At 69.5% G+C, this 17,272-nt stretch carries 18 protein-coding genes and 1 pseudogene; 11 read left to right on the plus strand and 8 right to left on the minus strand.

What is annotated here, in order from left to right; translation table 11 throughout:
* Positions 1–173: 173 nt before the first annotated feature.
* Together AB0F88_RS42930 and AB0F88_RS42935 are read right to left on the minus strand one after the other, a co-directional pair.
* On the minus strand, positions 174–476 hold the full coding sequence (locus tag AB0F88_RS42930) for a hypothetical protein (RefSeq protein ID WP_362697942.1): 303 nt from the start codon (positions 474–476) through the stop codon (positions 174–176).
* A 78-nt stretch (positions 477–554) separates the two neighbouring features.
* Positions 555–908 (minus strand): IS3 family transposase, encoded by a 354-nt coding sequence (locus tag AB0F88_RS42935; RefSeq protein WP_362697945.1) that lies wholly within the window; start codon positions 906–908, stop codon positions 555–557.
* Positions 909–931: 23 nt separating this feature from the next.
* Here AB0F88_RS42935 and AB0F88_RS42940 point away from each other — a divergent pair.
* Both AB0F88_RS42940 and AB0F88_RS42945 read left to right on the plus strand, forming a co-directional pair.
* A pseudogene (locus AB0F88_RS42940) lies at positions 932–1,243 on the plus strand (helix-turn-helix domain-containing protein); the annotation flags it as partial.
* 137 nt (positions 1,244–1,380) lie between these two features.
* Positions 1,381–1,593 carry a hypothetical protein gene (locus tag AB0F88_RS42945; protein ID WP_362697948.1) on the plus strand — a complete coding sequence of 71 codons (213 nt, stop codon included), beginning with the start codon at positions 1,381–1,383 and terminating at the stop codon, positions 1,591–1,593.
* Here AB0F88_RS42945 and AB0F88_RS42950 read toward each other — a convergent pair.
* Positions 1,578–1,937, minus strand: coding sequence for a hypothetical protein (locus tag AB0F88_RS42950; protein WP_362697951.1), 360 nt, complete (start codon positions 1,935–1,937; stop codon positions 1,578–1,580). The genes AB0F88_RS42945 and AB0F88_RS42950 overlap by 16 nt on opposite strands.
* Positions 1,938–2,813: 876 nt before the next feature.
* Between AB0F88_RS42950 and AB0F88_RS42955 the strand changes: the two genes are divergently transcribed.
* Positions 2,814–4,022 (plus strand): hypothetical protein, encoded by a 1,209-nt coding sequence (locus AB0F88_RS42955; protein ID WP_362697954.1) that lies wholly within the window; start codon positions 2,814–2,816, stop codon positions 4,020–4,022.
* 245 nt (positions 4,023–4,267) lie between these two features.
* On the opposite strand, the gene AB0F88_RS42960 is transcribed toward AB0F88_RS42955, so the two are convergent.
* Positions 4,268–5,221 (minus strand): tyrosine-type recombinase/integrase, encoded by a 954-nt coding sequence (locus tag AB0F88_RS42960; protein ID WP_362697956.1) that lies wholly within the window; start codon positions 5,219–5,221, stop codon positions 4,268–4,270.
* A 270-nt stretch (positions 5,222–5,491) separates the two neighbouring features.
* Here AB0F88_RS42960 and AB0F88_RS42965 point away from each other — a divergent pair, with 270 nt between their 5' ends.
* Positions 5,492–5,650: a hypothetical protein gene (locus AB0F88_RS42965; RefSeq protein WP_362697959.1), complete on the plus strand. Its 159-nt coding sequence runs from the start codon at positions 5,492–5,494 to the stop codon at positions 5,648–5,650.
* Between the two features lie 65 nt (positions 5,651–5,715).
* Here the strand turns inward: AB0F88_RS42965 and AB0F88_RS42970 are convergent, their stop codons facing one another.
* On the minus strand, positions 5,716–6,828 hold the full coding sequence (locus AB0F88_RS42970; protein ID WP_362697962.1) for a recombinase family protein: 1,113 nt from the start codon (positions 6,826–6,828) through the stop codon (positions 5,716–5,718).
* Positions 6,829–7,143: 315 nt separating this feature from the next.
* Between AB0F88_RS42970 and AB0F88_RS42975 the strand changes: the two genes are divergently transcribed.
* The 6 genes from AB0F88_RS42975 (at position 7,144) to AB0F88_RS43000 (ending at position 12,735) form a co-directional block, all read left to right on the plus strand.
* A complete protein-coding gene (locus tag AB0F88_RS42975) occupies positions 7,144–8,673 on the plus strand; it encodes an N-acyl homoserine lactonase family protein (protein WP_362697965.1) in 1,530 nt (509 codons plus the stop codon).
* Positions 8,670–9,326: a TetR/AcrR family transcriptional regulator gene (locus AB0F88_RS42980; protein ID WP_362697968.1), complete on the plus strand. Its 657-nt coding sequence runs from the start codon at positions 8,670–8,672 to the stop codon at positions 9,324–9,326. The genes AB0F88_RS42975 and AB0F88_RS42980 overlap by 4 nt, the downstream gene beginning before the upstream one ends.
* A complete protein-coding gene (locus tag AB0F88_RS42985) occupies positions 9,323–10,255 on the plus strand; it encodes an amidohydrolase family protein (RefSeq protein ID WP_362697971.1) in 933 nt (310 codons plus the stop codon). Before AB0F88_RS42980 ends, AB0F88_RS42985 begins: the two co-directional genes overlap by 4 nt.
* Positions 10,256–10,592: 337 nt before the next feature.
* Positions 10,593–11,249, plus strand: a complete 657-nt coding sequence (locus AB0F88_RS42990; protein ID WP_362698024.1) for a DUF4158 domain-containing protein — start codon at positions 10,593–10,595, stop codon at positions 11,247–11,249.
* A complete protein-coding gene (locus tag AB0F88_RS42995; protein ID WP_362697974.1) occupies positions 11,210–12,520 on the plus strand; it encodes a Tn3 family transposase in 1,311 nt (436 codons plus the stop codon). Before AB0F88_RS42990 ends, AB0F88_RS42995 begins: the two co-directional genes overlap by 40 nt.
* Positions 12,439–12,735: a Tn3 family transposase gene (locus AB0F88_RS43000; protein WP_362698027.1), complete on the plus strand. Its 297-nt coding sequence runs from the start codon at positions 12,439–12,441 to the stop codon at positions 12,733–12,735. Before AB0F88_RS42995 ends, AB0F88_RS43000 begins: the two co-directional genes overlap by 82 nt.
* An 11-nt stretch (positions 12,736–12,746) precedes the next feature.
* Here the strand turns inward: AB0F88_RS43000 and AB0F88_RS43005 are convergent, their stop codons facing one another.
* Positions 12,747–13,007, minus strand: a complete 261-nt coding sequence (locus tag AB0F88_RS43005) for a hypothetical protein (protein WP_362697977.1) — start codon at positions 13,005–13,007, stop codon at positions 12,747–12,749.
* A gap of 174 nt (positions 13,008–13,181) precedes the next feature.
* Here AB0F88_RS43005 and AB0F88_RS43010 point away from each other — a divergent pair, with 174 nt between their 5' ends.
* The gene (locus AB0F88_RS43010; protein ID WP_362697980.1) at positions 13,182–13,757 is read left to right on the plus strand and encodes an N-acetyltransferase; all 576 of its coding nucleotides are present in this window, start codon (positions 13,182–13,184) and stop codon (positions 13,755–13,757) included.
* Between the two features lie 454 nt (positions 13,758–14,211).
* Here the strand turns inward: AB0F88_RS43010 and AB0F88_RS43015 are convergent, their stop codons facing one another.
* Together AB0F88_RS43015 and nirB are read right to left on the minus strand one after the other, a co-directional pair.
* Positions 14,212–14,529 (minus strand): Rieske (2Fe-2S) protein, encoded by a 318-nt coding sequence (locus AB0F88_RS43015; RefSeq protein WP_362697983.1) that lies wholly within the window; start codon positions 14,527–14,529, stop codon positions 14,212–14,214.
* The gene (gene nirB / locus AB0F88_RS43020; RefSeq protein WP_362697986.1) at positions 14,529–17,081 is read right to left on the minus strand and encodes a nitrite reductase large subunit NirB; all 2,553 of its coding nucleotides are present in this window, start codon (positions 17,079–17,081) and stop codon (positions 14,529–14,531) included. Before nirB ends, AB0F88_RS43015 begins: the two co-directional genes overlap by 1 nt.
* Positions 17,082–17,272 lie beyond the last annotated feature (191 nt).

The raw sequence follows: 17,272 nt of genomic DNA on the forward strand, positions 1-17,272 counted from the left end.
GCCAGCCGTGAGAACTGCGGTTCTCACGGCTGGCCGCCCGGCCGGTCATGATCCAGTGAATGCTGCGTCGATCGCATTGAGGAGTGGCGCGGGCGGGCCTTCGCTTCGACAAGACCCTCGAAAGCTACCTCGCGGGTCTTCGTCTCTGCGGAGCCGTCGTGTGGCTTCGAGGCTCACTCCATCTGAAGATCAGGAAGTCCGGCCCAGGTCGTGAAGGAGGTGAGCGCGGACAGGTGCCGGTTCCAGGTCGCGGCCGCGGCGCCTGCCCACCGCTCCGTCACCGCGGTGTAGTCGTCGGGCGCGAGCGCGCCGGCGGGTCGATCCCCGGCGAGTGCGGTGAGCCGGGCAAGGGTTTCGGCGTAGCTGGCCCGGGTCGTGGCGATTTGGACGGAGTTGAGGTAGCGGTCGATGGCGGCCGCGACGCTCTCGCCGCCGATGGTCTCGGCGGGCGGGGCGGGGAACGGCACAACCGCCACGAGTGGCCTCCTGCGCTGATGTGACACATAACGCTGCCGAGTCGGAGCTGAGGTTCCCCCGGTTTCCCGGAGTGCTTCCTATGTGGTTTGAGTCAGCTCGGTGTGGCTGCTGATGGTGTCGGGTAGATCGTGTTGCTGGGTGTACCAGGCGGCCTCGTACTCGTCCGGGGAGAGTCCGCCCAGTCGCTTCTGGATGCGGCGGGGGTTGTACCACCCGTCGATGTAACGGAACAGGGCTGTGTCGGCTTCCTCGCGGGTGGCCCAGGTGTTGCGGTAGACCAGCTCGACCTTGATCGTGGACCAGAGGTTCTCGGCCAGGGCGTTGTCGAAGCTGTCGCCCACGCTGCCGGTGGAGGGCGCGATGCCGACGTCGGCCAGGCGCTGTGTGAAGCGAATCGCCGTATATTGGGTGGATTCAATTGGTCGTCGCAACACCTTGATCGTGGAGGTGTTGGATGGGACGGCCAGAGGGTTGGGCCACCGCGGCGACAGGGCGTTCGGCGATGCGTTCGCCGGGGCGGCCTCCGATTCACCGGAACGTGGAACGGGCGTTCTGGATAAAGATCGCGGAGGGGTTAACCAGCGAGGACGCGGCAGTCGCGTGCGGCGTGTCGGGCCCGGTCGGTTCCCGGTGGTTTCGCAAGAGTGGCGGCATGCCGCTCATCCAGCTCAGCCCGCCCTCAGGCCGGTACCTGTCGTTCGCGGAACGCGAGGAAATCGCACTGCTCAAGGCCCAGCGTGCGGGGGTGCGCGAGATCGCGAGCAGGCCGCGGCCGCCGACCGCGCCCGCATCAATGCCGAGCGCCGGACGCGCGAGGCCGAACAGGCCCAGCGACTGGCCGAAGAGCGCGAGCACACCGCCCGCGCCGACCTGGAACGCATCGGGGAAAAGACCCGCGCCGACGTGCTCGAACTCGGCGAAAAGCTCGGCGACGCCAAGAAGGCCGTCGAGCTCGCCGAAGCCGTGACCGCCGATCAGGCCAATCAGCTGCGCGCGCTGCGCACCGACAACCAGCAGCTGCAGGCCGCCCGGACGGCACTGGAGGACAACCTCGCAGAACGCGGCCGCCAGCTGCACGACAGCCAGCAACCAACGCCCAACTACGCACCCAGCTGAGCGAGCACAGCGACCGGGCCGCAGCCCTGACGCTGCAACTGGCCACCGCCGCCGCTGAGGCCGCTACAGCGCGCGAGGAGACCCTGGCCACCCACGCTGACCTGGAGAAAGTGCGCCAGCGCCACGACGAGCAGACCCAACGTCTGCGCGCCGATCTGGAGGCCGCCCGGCAGCACGCTGAGGCCCGCGCCACCGAACTGGTTCGCCTCCAGACGCTGCACGAGGCCGCCCAGGACCTGCTCACCGAGCTGCGCGGCCAGCGAGAGGACCTCAAGGCTCGCTACGACGCCCTGTACGCCGAGGTGGGGGAGCTGCGAACCCAAATCGGGCAGTTGCGGGCGCACCCCGCACCCGGCGCCGCAGAGCCCGAACAGGAGCGATGAAGCCGTACCCGACCGCATCACCGCAGGTCAGAGTGCACCGATCCGCCCATCGGCATGACATCGAGGGGCAGGGACAGGAGAGCCGGAGGGCCGCATTCCGGTGGCGCAGCCGACACCGAGACCACCGACGATCAGACCACACAATGCCCGGCCACCGTTCACCGGTGAGTCTTGGCCGGGCGAGACCTGGTGAACGGCCCAGGGCGACCGCATTGGTGACGACGACCGGCATCTGGTCATATCGAGTCAAATGCTCACCGGAGGCGCCACTGACATCCTGATGACGATTCTCACTGACAACAGGTGACGAACCCCCGGCTCAGAGCGGCCTTCTCCTCGTCGCGCCGCTCCGGAAACGTCAGTGATGTCAGTGGTCCAGGGGCCTGTGCTGCGTCAGTTGGCCGACCTGCGGGCAGTTAAAGAACCTCTGCGTCCGGCGTAGCGGCGAGCCCCGCCGCATTCTCAAGGCAAGCCATCTGGGCCGTGGTTCGTTACGTCCACGCTCATCAGCGCGACCACACATCCTGCGCAACGCTGCGACCTGTAGCCCGCCGACGCCTCCGGCGGCGGCGCGGCCTCGGAGCAAGATCCCTACAGACGATCACCAACAGCCGAAAAGTGCCTCTGACCTGCGTACTGACACCTCATGCAGATTTCTACTGACATCCCAGTGAAGATTTGCAGCAATCTCTCTAAAGATGGAATTGTCCTACAAGCCAAGGATTGCGATAAGGAAAGTTATCGAAAGCCTGCTTGGATTACACCCGCCTTTCAGATTTCGTTTCGAACGAACGAAAACTCGATCGTTTGCGAACGGTACGATGCTACGCTTTGCGAGTGAGCGACGACCCTTCCTCCGCGCCCGAGACCGTTCCGGCCCACGAGGCGAGCCCGGACGATGCCGATGCGGGGCGTATGTGCGCCCGTTCGGGGTGTGCCAACCGGCTCGAGCCGCTGGGCCGCGGTGGCCGCCGCAGCGGCCGTCCGGCCCTGTACTGCGGGGACGCCTGCCGCGCCGCCGCGCACCGCGCCCGCACCGCGGCTCACACCCCGGTGGTCGTCGAAGCGCTGCGCCGCACCGGCGCGCTGAACGGCGATCTGCTGAGCGCGGGCGAGCAGTGGAGCGCCCAGCTGGCCGCCTTCACCGAGGCGCTGACCGCCGCGACCACCGGCGCGCTCACCCAGATCGACGCCGCCGAACAGGCCGCCGAAGAGGCCCGCGCCGCCGCGGCGGCCGCCGAGCAGCGCGCCACCGAACGCGTCACCGCCGCCGACCGGCGCGCCGTCGCCGCCCACGACAGCGCCGAGGCCGCCATCGCCGCAGGTGAGAAGGCCGTGGAGAAGGCAGCCGCGGCGCAACAGCGGGCCGAGGAGTCCGAACGCGCGGCCTGGCGCACGGCCGGCGAGCACGAATCCGCCCGGGCCCGCGCCCAGCAGGACGCCACCGCGGCCGCCGAGCGCGCCGCCGCCGCCGAACGCGCAGTCCGGCGGATCACCTCCGAGCGCGACGCCCTGCAGGCGGTCCTGGAGGCCGAGCGCCGCCAGGCCGCCACCGCGGCCGCAGAACACGACCGCCGGACCGCCACCTTGGAAAACGCCCTGGCCGACCGCACCGCCGACCTCGATCAGGCGCGTACCGACCTGAACACCACCGCCGGTCGCGCCGAGCGCGCCGAGGACGCCCGGGAGAAGGCCCACCGCGAAGCCGAGGCGGCCCGCGCCGAGACCGGCCGCGTACGCGAGGAACTCACCGCGCAGCTCGCCCGCCTAAAGGAGGAGCTCGCCACCGAACGTGCGGACCTGCGGCGAACCCAGGCCCAGCGCGACCAGGCACAGACCGCGACCGCGGTGGCCGACACCCGGCTGGAAGCCCTGCGGCAGGCACTGGAACGGGCCGAACACCGCGCCCAGGCCGCCGAACAGCGCGAAGCCACCGCCCAGCAGACGATCAGTCGCCTCCTCACCCTTCGGACACCCCCGCAGGCCCCGTCGACCGAGGAGCCGGGTGACACCACGCCTCACGAGAACTTCCCTGAGCGCCCCTGAGACGCTCGCCCCTTCCGCCGCGGCGACCGCCCGACGCCGGAGAACGCCTGTGCCGACACCGCGCCGCGTCCCGCCTCCGTAGGGAGATACTTGTCGCATCGGTATGCGGAGCTTTGACGGCAGCGGCCGGTGTACGCGCCCAGGGCTATCCGGTGCTCGTCGGGCCTTGAGCGACAACGGAACGGCCAGTGGCGTTAGCGAGTGGACTCGGGTGGAGTTGCCGCCATCCACCGTTCCGATGCGGGTCAGCGGAGTTTGCGGCGTGCGGCGGGGTCGGTGTCGGCGGTGACCTGGGCGGAGATCTGTTCGCCGAGTTGGACGTAACGGCCGAGGCCGGCGAGGTGCTGATGGCGGGATTTGGCTTGGAGCTCGGGAGCGGTGCGGCCGTCGGCGGCCAGATGCTGGAGTGCGCTGTGTCGTAGTTGGTGGAGCGTCCAGCCGTTCTTGTGCGGATCGAGGGCGGCGGTCGCCGTCTTGAAGAGGTGCTCGGCGCGCGGGTAGGACAGCCGGCCGCGTCCGGTCTCGGGGCAGATGTCGGCGACTGCCGGGGTGCGCAGCCCGGAGGTAGGGGCGCGCCGGTCGGTAAGGAAGACCGGGCCGCGGGTACGGCCGCGCAGCAGCCGGGGCAGGAGACGGGCGATGCCGGTGGCCCAGTGGACGTACTCGATCGCGCCGCCCTTGGAGCGGACACGGCCGCGCCGGAACTCCAGGTCCAGATCCTCGATGTTGAGGAACAGGAGTTCTTCGGCGCGGGCGGCGGTCTCATACAGCATCCGCCACAGCACTCGCTCGCGCAGACGGTGCCGGTCGTCGGTGAACAGCTTGTCCAGGCGAGCGCGCGGGATCGAGCGGTCGCCGCGCCGGGCGCTCTTGCGGCGCTCCAGGCGGCGAGCGGGATTGGTGGTGAGGATCTCCTGGCGTCCGGCCCAGGTCGTGAAGGAGGTGAGCGCGGACAGGTGTCGGTTCCAGGTCGCGGCCGCGGCGCCGCCCCACCGCTCCATCACCGCGGTGTAGTCGTCGGGCGCGAGCGCGCCGGCGGGTCGATCCCCGGCGAGTGCGGTGAGCCGGGCGAGAGTCTCGGCGTAGCTGGCCCGGGTCGTGGCAGTCTGGACGGAGTCGAGGTAGCGGTCAATGGCGGCCGCGACGCTTTCGCCACCGATGGTCTCGGCGGGCGGGGCGGGGAACGGCACAACCGCCACGAGTGGCCTCCCGCGCTGATGTGACACATAACGTTGCGAGTCGGGACTGGCTCGGTCTCCAGCGAGCTGGGCCTCTGTTCGGCTCGCGAGGCCAGTGTGACAGGTAATGCAAATTCTGTGTCACAGGGTCTGGTCCGGGAGCACATCTCCTGGAGTTACAGATTCGGGCGACCGCCGTGCCGCAACATGGGGTGCCGGTAAGAACGCCGTCATGAGCCCCAAACCAGGATGATCTTGTTTTGTTGCCTGTTTCGTTGATGCTGAGCGGTCATGGCGCGCACTCCGACAGACATCGACGAACTGGTCGAGCACTGGACGATCCTGGACGAGGAACGTGATCTGATCACGGGAGAACGTGGTGAACCGGCGAAGGTCGCCGCGTTGTTGGCGACGTGCGGGGTCGAGGTGAGACGTGCGGGGTCGAGGTGAGACGTGCGGGGTCGAGGTGAAGCGACGCGTCGGCGGACTTGAGGAGGCGCAGCGCGAGCGGCTGCTCACAGCGTTTGCGGGGTAGTTCCTGATCCTCCGCCTGGGTCGGCCCGATGGGCAGGATGCAGGACCTGGTCCTGCAGAGGCTGTCGAAGCTCGGCTTCCTCGGGGGTGAGCGGATCGTCCGGGCGCCGGATGCGGGCTCGACGGGGGCGAGGGATGTCGTCGGCGTCGTGGATGCCGGCGAAATCGGCGTGCGCCTGGGTGACGGCCTCGGGGTAGGCCTCCTGCTTCTCGTGCTCGGCGAGCGCGCGGTAGATGCTCGCGACGCTGGGGGCCTGACCCTTGCGCTTGCCGGTGGGGATGATCAGGTCGGGCTGGATCTGCTCGACCGACTCGCCGTTCGCGCGGCGCCGGAGCACGGTGTGCAGCATGTCGTCGGTGATGACGGGTGGCCGGCCGCCATGCTTGCCTTTGCGGGCCGCTGCGCCGAGTCCTTCGAGGGTCGACTCGCGGATGTTCTCGCGCTCGGTCTCGGCCATCGCCGCGAAGAAGGCGAATAGCGGGCGGCCGGGCCCGCTGGGGTCGTACATGCCGGGCAGGGGTCCGGCGAGCATCTCCAGGACCAGGCCGTAGGCGGTGAGGTGGTCGGCGAGGGCGGTGAGTTCGGCGGCGTCGCGGCCCAGGCGCTTCATCTCGTAGACGGTGAAGATGACCCGGCAGTGCGGGGCGTGGGCCTTGATCTGGCGGGCCAGCGCGAGCGCGGCTTCGAACTGGGGCCGGACGCGCACCCGCGTGCTGATCTTCTCGGAGAAGATCTTCTCGCAGCCGATGCCGTGCGCTGACAGCGCGTCCAGTTGCGATTGCAGCTCCTGAGTGAGCGAGCTACACCGTGCGTAGCCGATGCGGATGTCGGCGGTCGGGGTGTCCGGCGCGAGGGCGGGCGGGACCGGGGTGCCGGGGCGCCACGGCTGGCCGGGTCCACGGTCGGCGGGTGTGGGCACGCGCAGGAGCTTGGCCAGGCGGCCCACCTTGGTGAAGCGGCCGGTGTGGTAGGTGCCGGCGACCGCGCCGGAGCGCGCGCGGCACGGCGAGCCGGGCTCGGCCGTGCAGCGCGGGCAGGGGTGACGCTCGATGTCGTCGGTGTCGCTCGGGACAGTCTCTTGAGGGACGGCCATGTCTGCGGATGCTGTCACAAACGATTCTCAGAAGTACTCCGAACCCATCTTTGCGTGAGAACGGGTTCTGCGAACCGATTCAGGACTTCGCGATCTCTGGACCACCCTTTTTGATCTTGCTCCGGGAATGGATCGTTTCCGAGAAGAGATTGTGGAAGGCATGGCCGGCCTGCCTGGAGGTTCGGCGGCAGGAACCACTGCGGAGTCAATGTCGCCAGGGTCTGGCGGTGTGAAACCAGAACTGCGGCGGGAGATGATCAGGGCTAGGCTATTATGCAAACGCATCCGTATGCGTTTATGAAATGAGGTGGCCGGATGCTGAAGACCCTGAGCAAGATCGGGTTACTCGTTTCTGCCCTCGCGGTCGGCACTGTCTGGTTGGTCGTCCTGCGATTGAAGGACGTGCCGGTGCCGCTGCTGGCGGCCTATGGGCTGCTGCTGGCTGGATTGGTGGTGGGGCTGCTGTGGCCGAGTGTGCTCGGCCGGCGAGCCACGCGGCGCCGGGTGCTGGCGTTCCTCGGGGTTCCGGTCGGCCTAGGTACGCTGGGGCTCTACCTGGCGGTCGTCTACTACTTCACGGACCTGCCGGTGCTGCTCGCCCTGGCCGCTGCGGGATGCCTGGCATGGGCGGCGGCCTCCGTCCTGCGCGGACGCCGGGCGGCGGCCGGCCGGGGCGGTCGGCAGAGCAGGCGGGCCTTCCTGGCGGGGGGCGCGGGGCTGACGCTGGCCGTGCTGAGCGGGCTGTCCGTCGACCGGGTGGATCGGCAGCGCCGGGAGGTGCTGGCGCGGGGCGAGCAGGAGCGGCAGGCGGCCGTGCGCGCCGCGGGCGCGCGGCGGCGGATCGCCGACGACATCGTGCGGGTGTTCCCGATTCACACTGGCGACACCATCGTCACCTACGGCCAGTTCTACGGCGGTCTGGACGGCTGGGAAGGGGTGAACGGCTACCTGCGCACCCTGGTCGACAAGACGCAGATCGCGGTACCCGTCTACGCCTACCTCATCGACCACCCCCGGCACGGCCTCATGCTGGTCGACACCGGCGTCAACTGGGAACAGGCCCACGATCACGACGGGTACTACGACCACAACCATATGGTCTCGCGCCTGCTGACCCAGCGCGACGAGTACCGGATGACCCCCGGGCAGGATCTGCGGGTCCACTTGGCCCGGCTCGGCTACGACGCCAAGGAGATCACCACCGTGTTCCTCACGCACGTCCACGACGATCACGCCGGAGGGCTGCGCTACCTGCCCCAGGCGACGGTGGTGCTGGACCGCCGCGACTGGGACCACGGCGTGCTCTACCCATACTCCTTCGACCTGGTCAAGAGCAACCTCTCCTTCCCCTCCTTCGGCTCCGGCGCCTTCGGCGCCTTCCCCGACAGCCAGGACCACTTCGGCGACGGCAGCCTCATCCTGCTGCCCACCCCCGGCCACTCACCCGGCCACATGTGCGTGCTGCTGCACCTGGACACCGGCAGCGTGCTGTTCGTGGGCGACACCCTTTACACCCTGCCCCACCTGGCCGTCGAGCAGGTCCGCCAGACGACCCTCGGCGGCGCCGACACCATCCACCAGATCGAGGCCGCCCGGCGCATCCAGAACCTGCTGGCCTCCGACCCCGGCACCGTGCCGCTGTTCGCTCACGACAACACCCGTTACCAGTTCGACCTGGTCACCTCCGCGTTCGCCAACGGGGTCCCCGGCGAAGCGGGGCTGCTGGAGCTGCGCACGCACATGCAGACCGCCCTCACCCCTGACTGGCGGCTGCAGGCTGGGCACACCCCCCGCTTCGTTCCGCCGGCGTCCGGCACGGGAGTGGGGCGGGTGGAGTTCCGATGACCTCTCCGCGGCGCACCAGGGGCAGGCCGCGCGACCCCGAGGCCGACGAGGCGATCATGCAGGCGGCGCTGGAGCTGTTCGTGGAACGCGGCCTGGAGGGCGCGAACTTCGAGCAGATCGCCAAGCGCGCCGGCGTGGCCAAGGTCACCATCTACCGGCGCTGGTCGTCGAAGGAGGAACTGCTCACCCAGGCGATCGAGCAGGCCCGCACCCTCGCCCCCGAGGCCGACATCTGGGCCACCACCGACGCCGCGGCGCAGCCGGTCGACCAGCGGCTCATGGACTCCTGGGTGCACACCTTCGGCGACGCCCGCTTCCGGGCGATCCTCGCCCAGCTCATCGGCTCCAGCGTCACCCAGCCGTCGCTCCTTGCCACCTACCGCGAACAGTACATCCAGCCCCGCCGCCAGCTGATCCACACCGCGCTGGAGCGCGCCCGCCGCGACGGGCTACTGGCTGAGGACGCCGACCTTGACACCGTGATCGACATGGTCGTCGGCGCGGCCATGTACCGCATGCTCATCGATCCGGACACACCAGCCGACCCCGCCGTCACGCGCCAGTACCTGGAGGCCGTCCTCCATCAGGCCGACCGGCTGCTGCGACGCCCCGGCGCGCAGCATCGACAGGAAGAGGGACAAGAACCCGCATGAGCGGATACATCGACGTCCAACAGCACATGATCCCCGCCGACTACGCACGCTGGCTGCGCGGGAACGGGGTGCACGCTCCCGGCGGCCGCGAGCTGCCCGAATGGAGCCCGTCGCTGGCGCTGGAGCTGATGGACCGCCAGGGCATCGCCACCGCGATCCTGTCCGTCAGCACGCCCGGCGTGCATCTGGGCGACGGCGCCGACGCCTCAGCCATGGCGCGCGCCATGAACGAGTTCGGCGCCGGGCTGGCCGAGGCCTACCCGGGCAGGTTCGGGCTGTTCGCCACGCTCACCCTGCCCGACGTGGACGCCGCCGTGGCCGAGGCGGCGTACGCGCTGGACGACCTGGCCGCCGACGGGGTGATCCTGCTGGCCAACAGCCGTGGCCTCTACCTGGGCGACCCAGCCCTGGACCCGCTCATGACGACGCTGGACGACCGCGCCGCCGTGGTCCTCGTGCACCCCGCCGACCTGCCCGGACCGGCCGTTCCGAGCATCCCGCCCTTCGCCGCCGACTTCCTGCTCGACACCACTCGCGCCGCCTTCAACCTGGTGCGCCGCGATGTGGCGCGGCGCTTCCCGCACATCAGGTTCATCCTGGCGCACGCCGGCGGCTTCGTTCCGTACGCGGCGCACCGCTTGGCCCTGGCCGTCTTCGCCGAGACCGGCCGGGACCTGAACCAGATCCTGGATGACTTCGCCGGCTTCTACTTCGACACCGCCCTGTCCGCCAGCCCGGCCGCGCTGCCCTCGCTGCTAGCCTTCGCCAAACCGGGACATGTGCTGTACGCCAGTGACTGGCCCTTCGTCCCCGAACCCGCCGTTGCCTACTTCAACGGCCACCTCCAAAATCCCGCCCAGGACACCACCGACATCGGCCACCGCAACGCCCGACTGCTTTTCCCCCGCCTGTCTGAGGCCAGACGCTGACCTCCACTGGGGTTGCCAGCACGACACTCAGCCACATCACCTTCGTCGACGTGGCTGGCCGGCCAAGCGCTAACCGACTTAAGCTCAGACGGCAACGGCGTTCACGTACGCAACGTCCTGATCATGACTGGCGCCAGGCTGGCACAATTCAGCACGTAATCGGTCACGTCGATCATCTGACCTGACCGCTGCTGATATCCGAGGGCGCCCCACCGCGGCGTGCGAAGTGGGGGCGCCCTCGCATGCCTGGAGGCACCTTTTCATGCCGGTCAGTTTCCTGTCCGCCAAGCAACGTAGCCGTTACGGCGTCTTCAATGCCGTTCCCGACATCGCCTAGCTGGGCGCCTTCTTCCACCTCGATGCCGACGACCGGCGCCGGGCGATGGCCGCCAACGGCGTCCGCAACCAGCTTGGCTGGGCTGTGCAACCGGGCACAGCGCGGTTCTTGAACTGCTTCCTGGACGATCCCGAGGACGTTCCCGCCGCGGTGGTCGACTACGTCGCCGAGCAGCTCGGCCTGCAGGCCGCCGACCTGAAGGGGTACGGCAGCAAGGAGGCCCGCTGGGATCATCAAGAGCAGATCCGCAGCAGCTACGGCGACACCGCCTTCGCGGGCGAGCAGTGGTTCGCGCTGGCCTGCTGGCTCTACAAGCGGGCCTGGACGACCGGCGAGCGCCCGATCGTGCTGTTCGACCTGGCCACCCACCGCCTGGTGGAGGCGAAGATCCTGCTGCCCGGCGTCACCACCTTGGAGCGGCTGATCGCCGCGCTGCGCGAGCGTGTCGCCGCCCGCCAGTACGCGCTGCTGGCCGCCGCCCCCAGCCCCAACCAGGCCGCCGTGCTGGAGAACCTGGTCAAGGTCGAGCAGGGCCGGCGCGTCTCCCGGCTGGACCGGCTGCGTAAAACCCCACCGACGTCAGCGGCACCGGCCTGGTCAAAGCCCTGGATCGGCACGTGGAACTGCGCGACCTGGGCGCGGCCGACTGGGACCTGAGCGCGGTGCCGCCCGGCAAGATCGCCGCACTGGCCCGCTTCGCGCACGCCGCCCGCGCCCAGGCCGTCGCCGAACTGGCCGGCGACCGCAAACTCGCCACCCTGGTCGCCTTCGCCGCGACCATGGGCCCGCAGTCGGCCGACGAGGCGGTCGAGGTGTTCGACCTGGCGGTCGGCGACCTGCTGCGCACCTCGGCGTTCAAAGCGAACAAGGAGCGGATGCGCACCCTCAAAGACCTCGACACCGCGGCGATCGTGCTGCGCGAGGTGTGGCTGAAGATCCGCTCCGTCGCCGAAATCCCCGACGGCGACATCCGCGCCGCCCTCGATGAGATGGACCTGGCCGCCATCCACGCCGCCGCCGACGTCATCGGCGACATCGCCCGCGAACCGGACGAGGACTTTCAAGAAGAACTGCTGCAGCGCTACGCCACCGTACGACGGTTCCTGCCCAAGCTGCTCAAGCACCTCGACTTCGACGCCGGCGCCGCCGAGGTCGCCGGTCAGGGCGTGCGGCGCGGCCATGAGGTGCTGCAGGCGCTGGACTTCCTCAAAGCGATCGAGCGCCGCCGCACCGACATCGACCCCGCCGAGGTTCCCGCAGACGTGCTGACCTCGGCCTGGCACCGGCGCGTCTTCCCCAAACGCGGCGAGCACGCGGGCACCTTCAACCGGCACGCCTACACCGTGGCGGCCGTCGAGCGGCTGCGCGAATCGCTGCGCCGCCACGAGGTGTTCGTGCCGGGCCTGCGCAAGTGGGGCGACCCCACCGCCGGGCTGCTGAAAGGCGCCGAATGGGAGCGGGCCCGCCCCCGCATCTGCGATGAGCTGAACCTGTCCCCGCAGCCCGGCACCGACGTGGAGCGCTGGGCCGCCACCCTCGACTTCGCCTACCGCCAACTGGCCGCCGGGCTGTCCGGCGAAGACGACGGCCGCAACGACTGGGTCCGCCTGGCCAAGAACGAAGACGGCAAGGACCACCTGGTGCTCACCGGCGCGGTCAAGGCCAGCGAGCTGTTCCGCTACTTCGCCGGCGGCGGCACCCCCACCCCCATCGGGCGCGCCCTGATGGATCTGGGCAAGCTCGATCGCTCCACCTACCTGGCCAGCTACTACGACGACGAGCTGCTGCGCCGCCGGGTCAACACCCAGCTCAACCGGCAAGAATCCCGCCACACCTTGGCCCGCAGATCTTCCACGGCCAAAAAGGCGAACTCCGGCAGAAGTACAAAGAAGGTCAGGAGGACCAACTCGGCGCTTTGGGCTTTATGACCAACGTCTGCATTCTGTGGAACACGGTCTACACCGCTCGGGCTCTGGAAGAAATGCGAGCCGAGGGTAAGAAGATCTCCGCCGCCGACATCGCCCGACTCTCACCTCTGGGGTTTGAGCATTTCAACATGCTGGGCCGCTACGGTTTCTCCCTGCCCGAGCTGGTCCGCGACGGGCAGTTGCGGCTGCTGCGCACACCCCCGCCCGCCGAGTAGCCCCCTCGCGCTCAGCGCGCCGGATGCTCCCGGGCTGGACGGCCCTCGGCGAGCATCCGGCGTACCTGCTCATGCGAGATCCCGGCGCTCGTGCCGATCTTGCGCAGGCCCCATCCCTCACCTCGCGCGTCCGCCATCGCCACCATCAGCGCCGCGCCGGTCACTTCCTCCAGCATCGCGCGCAGCTCCGACAGCCGCCGCAGCCGCAGCGCGGGCGCGAGATCAGCGATCTCCCGGCAAAAACGATCAACATCAGCACGCAGGAACGCCACACCCTCAGAATCCGCCATCGGGCAAGCCTGCCCTGGTCAGGCCCATGGCGTCAAAACATGTGACACTAAGCCCGGTTGGCCGTTCCACTCCTACTGGCAGGCCAGCGTGACGGCCGACCGCGCCGACCGTTAAATGCGGTGCGCCGCGGACCGTCGACACCTAAGGTCGCGCCCATGGAGATCCGTAGTGTGATGCCTGCCGAAGAGCTGGCTGCCGATGAGGTCGTCGCGGCGGCGTTCGGCGAGGCGCCGGACGGGCGCGTTGTGCAGATGATGCGAGCACTGGAGGCCGGCGGGGCGGCCCGGGCGAGCTTGGTCGCTGTCGACGACAAGCAGGTAGTCGGGCACGTGGGCCTCTCACGCAGCTGGGTGGACGCTCGACGCGAGCTGGTTGAGGTGCTGGTGCTGTCCCCGCTGTCGGTACGCCCCGACCGCCAAGGCCGCGGTGTCGGGACCGCGTTGGTCGCGGCGGCGCTGGAGACCGCCGAAGGTCAGGGTGCGCCAGCCGTCTTCCTCGAGGGCAGCCCGGAATACTACGGACGCCGCGGGTTCAGCCTTGCCTGTGCCCTTGGGTTCGAGCCGCCCTCGACGCGCGTCCCGGTTCCAGGATTTCAGGTGGTGCTCCTTGCGTCGTACCGGCCGTGGATGGTTGGTCGGCTGATCTATCCCGAGGCGTTCTGGACCACTGACACGGTCGGTCTGCGTGACCCTGAGCTGGAACGGATCGAGGCGTTGATCGCGGGGGGCTGACACGGGTCGGGTTGGCGGCAATGCGCGCGCTAGGCCGTCCGGCGCGTTCCTTCGCAAGCTCCGCCCGGGCAGCCAAGGAGCGGGCCATCCAGGACGTTCAAGACGAAGCAGTAGGCAACGCGTTCCTGTCCGAGGTGGCGCTCGACGACGACTTCTGACCGCTACCTGCGTCCGCTGCCGGCACCGTCACGCCGCATCGGGGCGGGCCGGCAGCGCTGCGGCGGCTGTCGACCGCGCGGTCGCCTTACTGGTCCCGCTCTCTTTGCCGCGCACCGTCGTGCCGGTGGCCAGCAGGCGGGTGGCGGCTGCGGTGAAGGCCGGCGCGTGCGACCGGTGGCACCCCCATGATGGCCGACCGTGCCGACCGTGCCGACCGCACCGACCGCACCGACCGCGCCGACGACAGGGAGGTCTCGGCCGCCGGGCAGATGTAGCGGCTCGGTACGGGCACAGGTCATATCTCCAGTACGAGTTGGTCGTCGGTATCCACGCGGACTGGGTAGACCGTGAGCGGCGGCTGCCCGGTGGTGGAGCACCCGGTGCCGAGGTCGAAGGTGTGCTGGTGCAGCGGGCAGACCACGAGCCGCCCGTCGGCCAGCCCGTCGGCGAGCGGGCCGCCAGCGTGCGGGCACACGGCGGACACCGCACGGACACCGCCGTCGCGGAGCCGGAAGACGGCGATCATGAGGTCCCCCACGGCGTACGCCCGGCCCTCGCCGACCGGGATCTCATCCAGTGGCCCGAGCCGGTGCCCGGTCCTCATGTCGGCCATCACGCCTCCCGTTCCGGCGAGGACGATGGGCCGGCCACCGCCGAGCCGACCGCCGGCACCACCGGCCCTGGAGTGCCGACCGGTACAGGTTCTCGCACCGGCACCCTGGGCTGCTCGATCAGTGGCAGCGATGGGCGGAACTGTCCGGGGGTGACCGGCGCGGCCCGTTCCCGCCACGGATCCCGGTAGGCCGCCACGGTTCTCGCCATCGCGGCGTCCAGATCGGCGGCGATGCCGTCGGAGTCGTCCACGACGATCTGGCGGATTTGCTCGATGCCGACCCTCGGGACGAACGCGTACGTGCGTTCGAGCCAGTTGGCGTTCTCCCGGTAGTACTGGAGGAACCGCCCGGTCAGCGTGATCACTTCGTCGGCGGAGCCGACGGTGGCCAGCAGGTCGCCCTTGCGCACGTGGGCCCCGGCCGCGCCGCCGACGTAGATCTCCCACTTGCCGCCGTCGATGGCCACCACACCCAGGTCCTTGACGTACGCCTCGGCGCAGTTGCGCGGACAGCCGGTGACGGCCAGCTTCATCTTGCCTGGCCCCTCGACGCCCTGGTAGCGCTCCTCGATGGCGATGCCGAGCGCGGTCGAGTCGCCCACTCCGAAGCGGCAGAATTCCGAGCCCACGCAGGTCTTCACCGTGCGGAAGCTCTTGCCGTACGCGTACCCGGACGGCATGTCCAGGTCGGCCCAGATCTCCGGCAGGTTCTCCTTCGGGACGCCGAGCAGGTCGATGCGCTGGCCGCCGGTCAGCTTCACCATCGCCACGCCGTACTTGTCGGCGACGTCGGCGATCCTGCGCAGCTGGGCCGGAGTGGTGACACCACCCTTCATCTGCGGCACCACGGAGAACGTCCCGTCACGCTGGATGTTGGCGTGCACCCGGTCGTTGATGAACCGGGCGTCGCGCTCGTCCACGTACTCGTCGTCCCACATCATCTTGAGCAGCGACGCCAGGCCCATCTTGCTCCTGGCGTCCTCCTCGCCGCCCGGCGCCAGCGTGGCGAACACCGCCGAGACCGACTTCAGCCCGCGCTCGCGGATGACCCTCATCAGCTCCGGCTTGGGCATCGGCACGCCGGGGACGTACCAGGAGGCCGCGGGGTCCTCCTCGATCGCTCCTCCGGTAGCCCACTCGACGATCTGCGCGACCAGGCCCTTGCAGGTACCGCAGCCCTTGCCGGCCCTGGTCTGGTCCACCACCCCGGTGACCGTCTTGACGCCGTCGGCCACGCAGGCCGTGATCATGCCTTTGGAGACGCCGTTGCAGTTGCAGACCTGGGCGTCGTCGGCCAGCTCGGCGGCGCTCACCTCGGCGGGCGGCGCGCCGAGGTCGAACATCAGCTCCAGCCGTTCCTGCGGCAGCGGCAGCCCGCGGTCGAACGCCTGCATCAGGAACGCGACCTTCCTGACGTCGCCGATCAGGGTGGCGCCGATCAGTCGGCCGTCTCGGATGATGACGCTTTTGTAGACGCCTTTCTTTCGCTCGCTGAAGACCAGCGTCTCGTCGTCCTCTCGCTCCGGCTCCTTGAGGCCCATCGCCGCGACGTCGATGCCGGCCACCTTGAGTTTCGTCGCGACCCGCGAGCCGTGGTAGGCGGCCTGCGGGTTTTGTCCGGTGATGTGGTCGGCCAGCACTCTGGCCTGGTCCCACAGCGGCGCGACCAGCCCGTATGTCTGGCCGCGGTGCTGCACGCACTCGCCGACGGCGTAGATGTCCGGCTCGTCCAGGCAGCGCATCTGGTCGTCGACGACGACGCCGCGCTCGACCTCCAGCCCGCTGATCTCCGCGACCTCGACGTTGGCCCGGATGCCGGCGGCGACCACCACCACGTCGCCCGGGATGTGCCGGCCGTCGGCGAGCTTGATGCCGGTGACCGCGTGCTTGCCGAGGATCTCGGTGGTGCGTGCGCCGGTGATCACCTCGATGCCGAGGCGTTCGACGCCGCGCCGCAGGATCTCGCCGGCCTGCGGGTCGAGCTGCGCGTTCATCAGATGTCCGGCGGCGTGCACCAGCGTCACGTGATTGACGTGGTTTTGCAGGCCGCGCGCGGCCTCCAGGCCGAGCAGGCCGCCGCCGATCACCACGGCGCGTTCGTGCTCGCGGGTGTAGCGCATCATGGCGCGGGTGTCGTCGAGCGTGCGGAACGCGAAGACGCCCTGGTGGAAGCCGCGGCCGGGCCGGCTGATCCCGGGGATCGGCGGGACGTGCGCGCGGCTGCCGGTGGCGATGATCAGCTTGTCGTACGGCGTGACGGTGCCGTCGTCGGCGTACACCCGCTTCGCGTACTTGTCGATGCGGGCGATCCGGCGGCCGGAGTGCAAAGTGATGCCGTTGGCCGCGTACCACGCCAGGTCGTTGAGGAAGATCCCGGACTCCTCCTCGACGCCGGCCAGAACGTTGGACAGCATGATCCGGTTGTAGTTACCGTACGGTTCGTCGCCGAACATCGTGATGGTGAACTGATCGCCGCCGCCGCGGGCCAGGATCTCCTCGACGGTGCGGGCGCCGGCCATCCCGTTGCCGATGACCACGAGTCGCCGCCTCATCAGACCTCCATCAGGCCCAGATCGGCCACGACCATCCCGGCGACCCCTGGCGGAGCGGAGAGGTAGAGCTCCACGGCCGTGCCGGAATCGAGGTCCTCGACGACGCGCAGCGGGATGTGCACGTCGGACTTCGCGCCGATCGGGAACCAGCGCATCGGCTTGCCGTCGCGCATCAGCACCACACAGATCAG

The sequence above is a fragment of the Streptosporangium sp. NPDC023963 genome (genome assembly GCF_040639135.1).
Taxonomy (GTDB): Bacteria; Actinomycetota; Actinomycetes; order Streptosporangiales; family Streptosporangiaceae; genus Streptosporangium.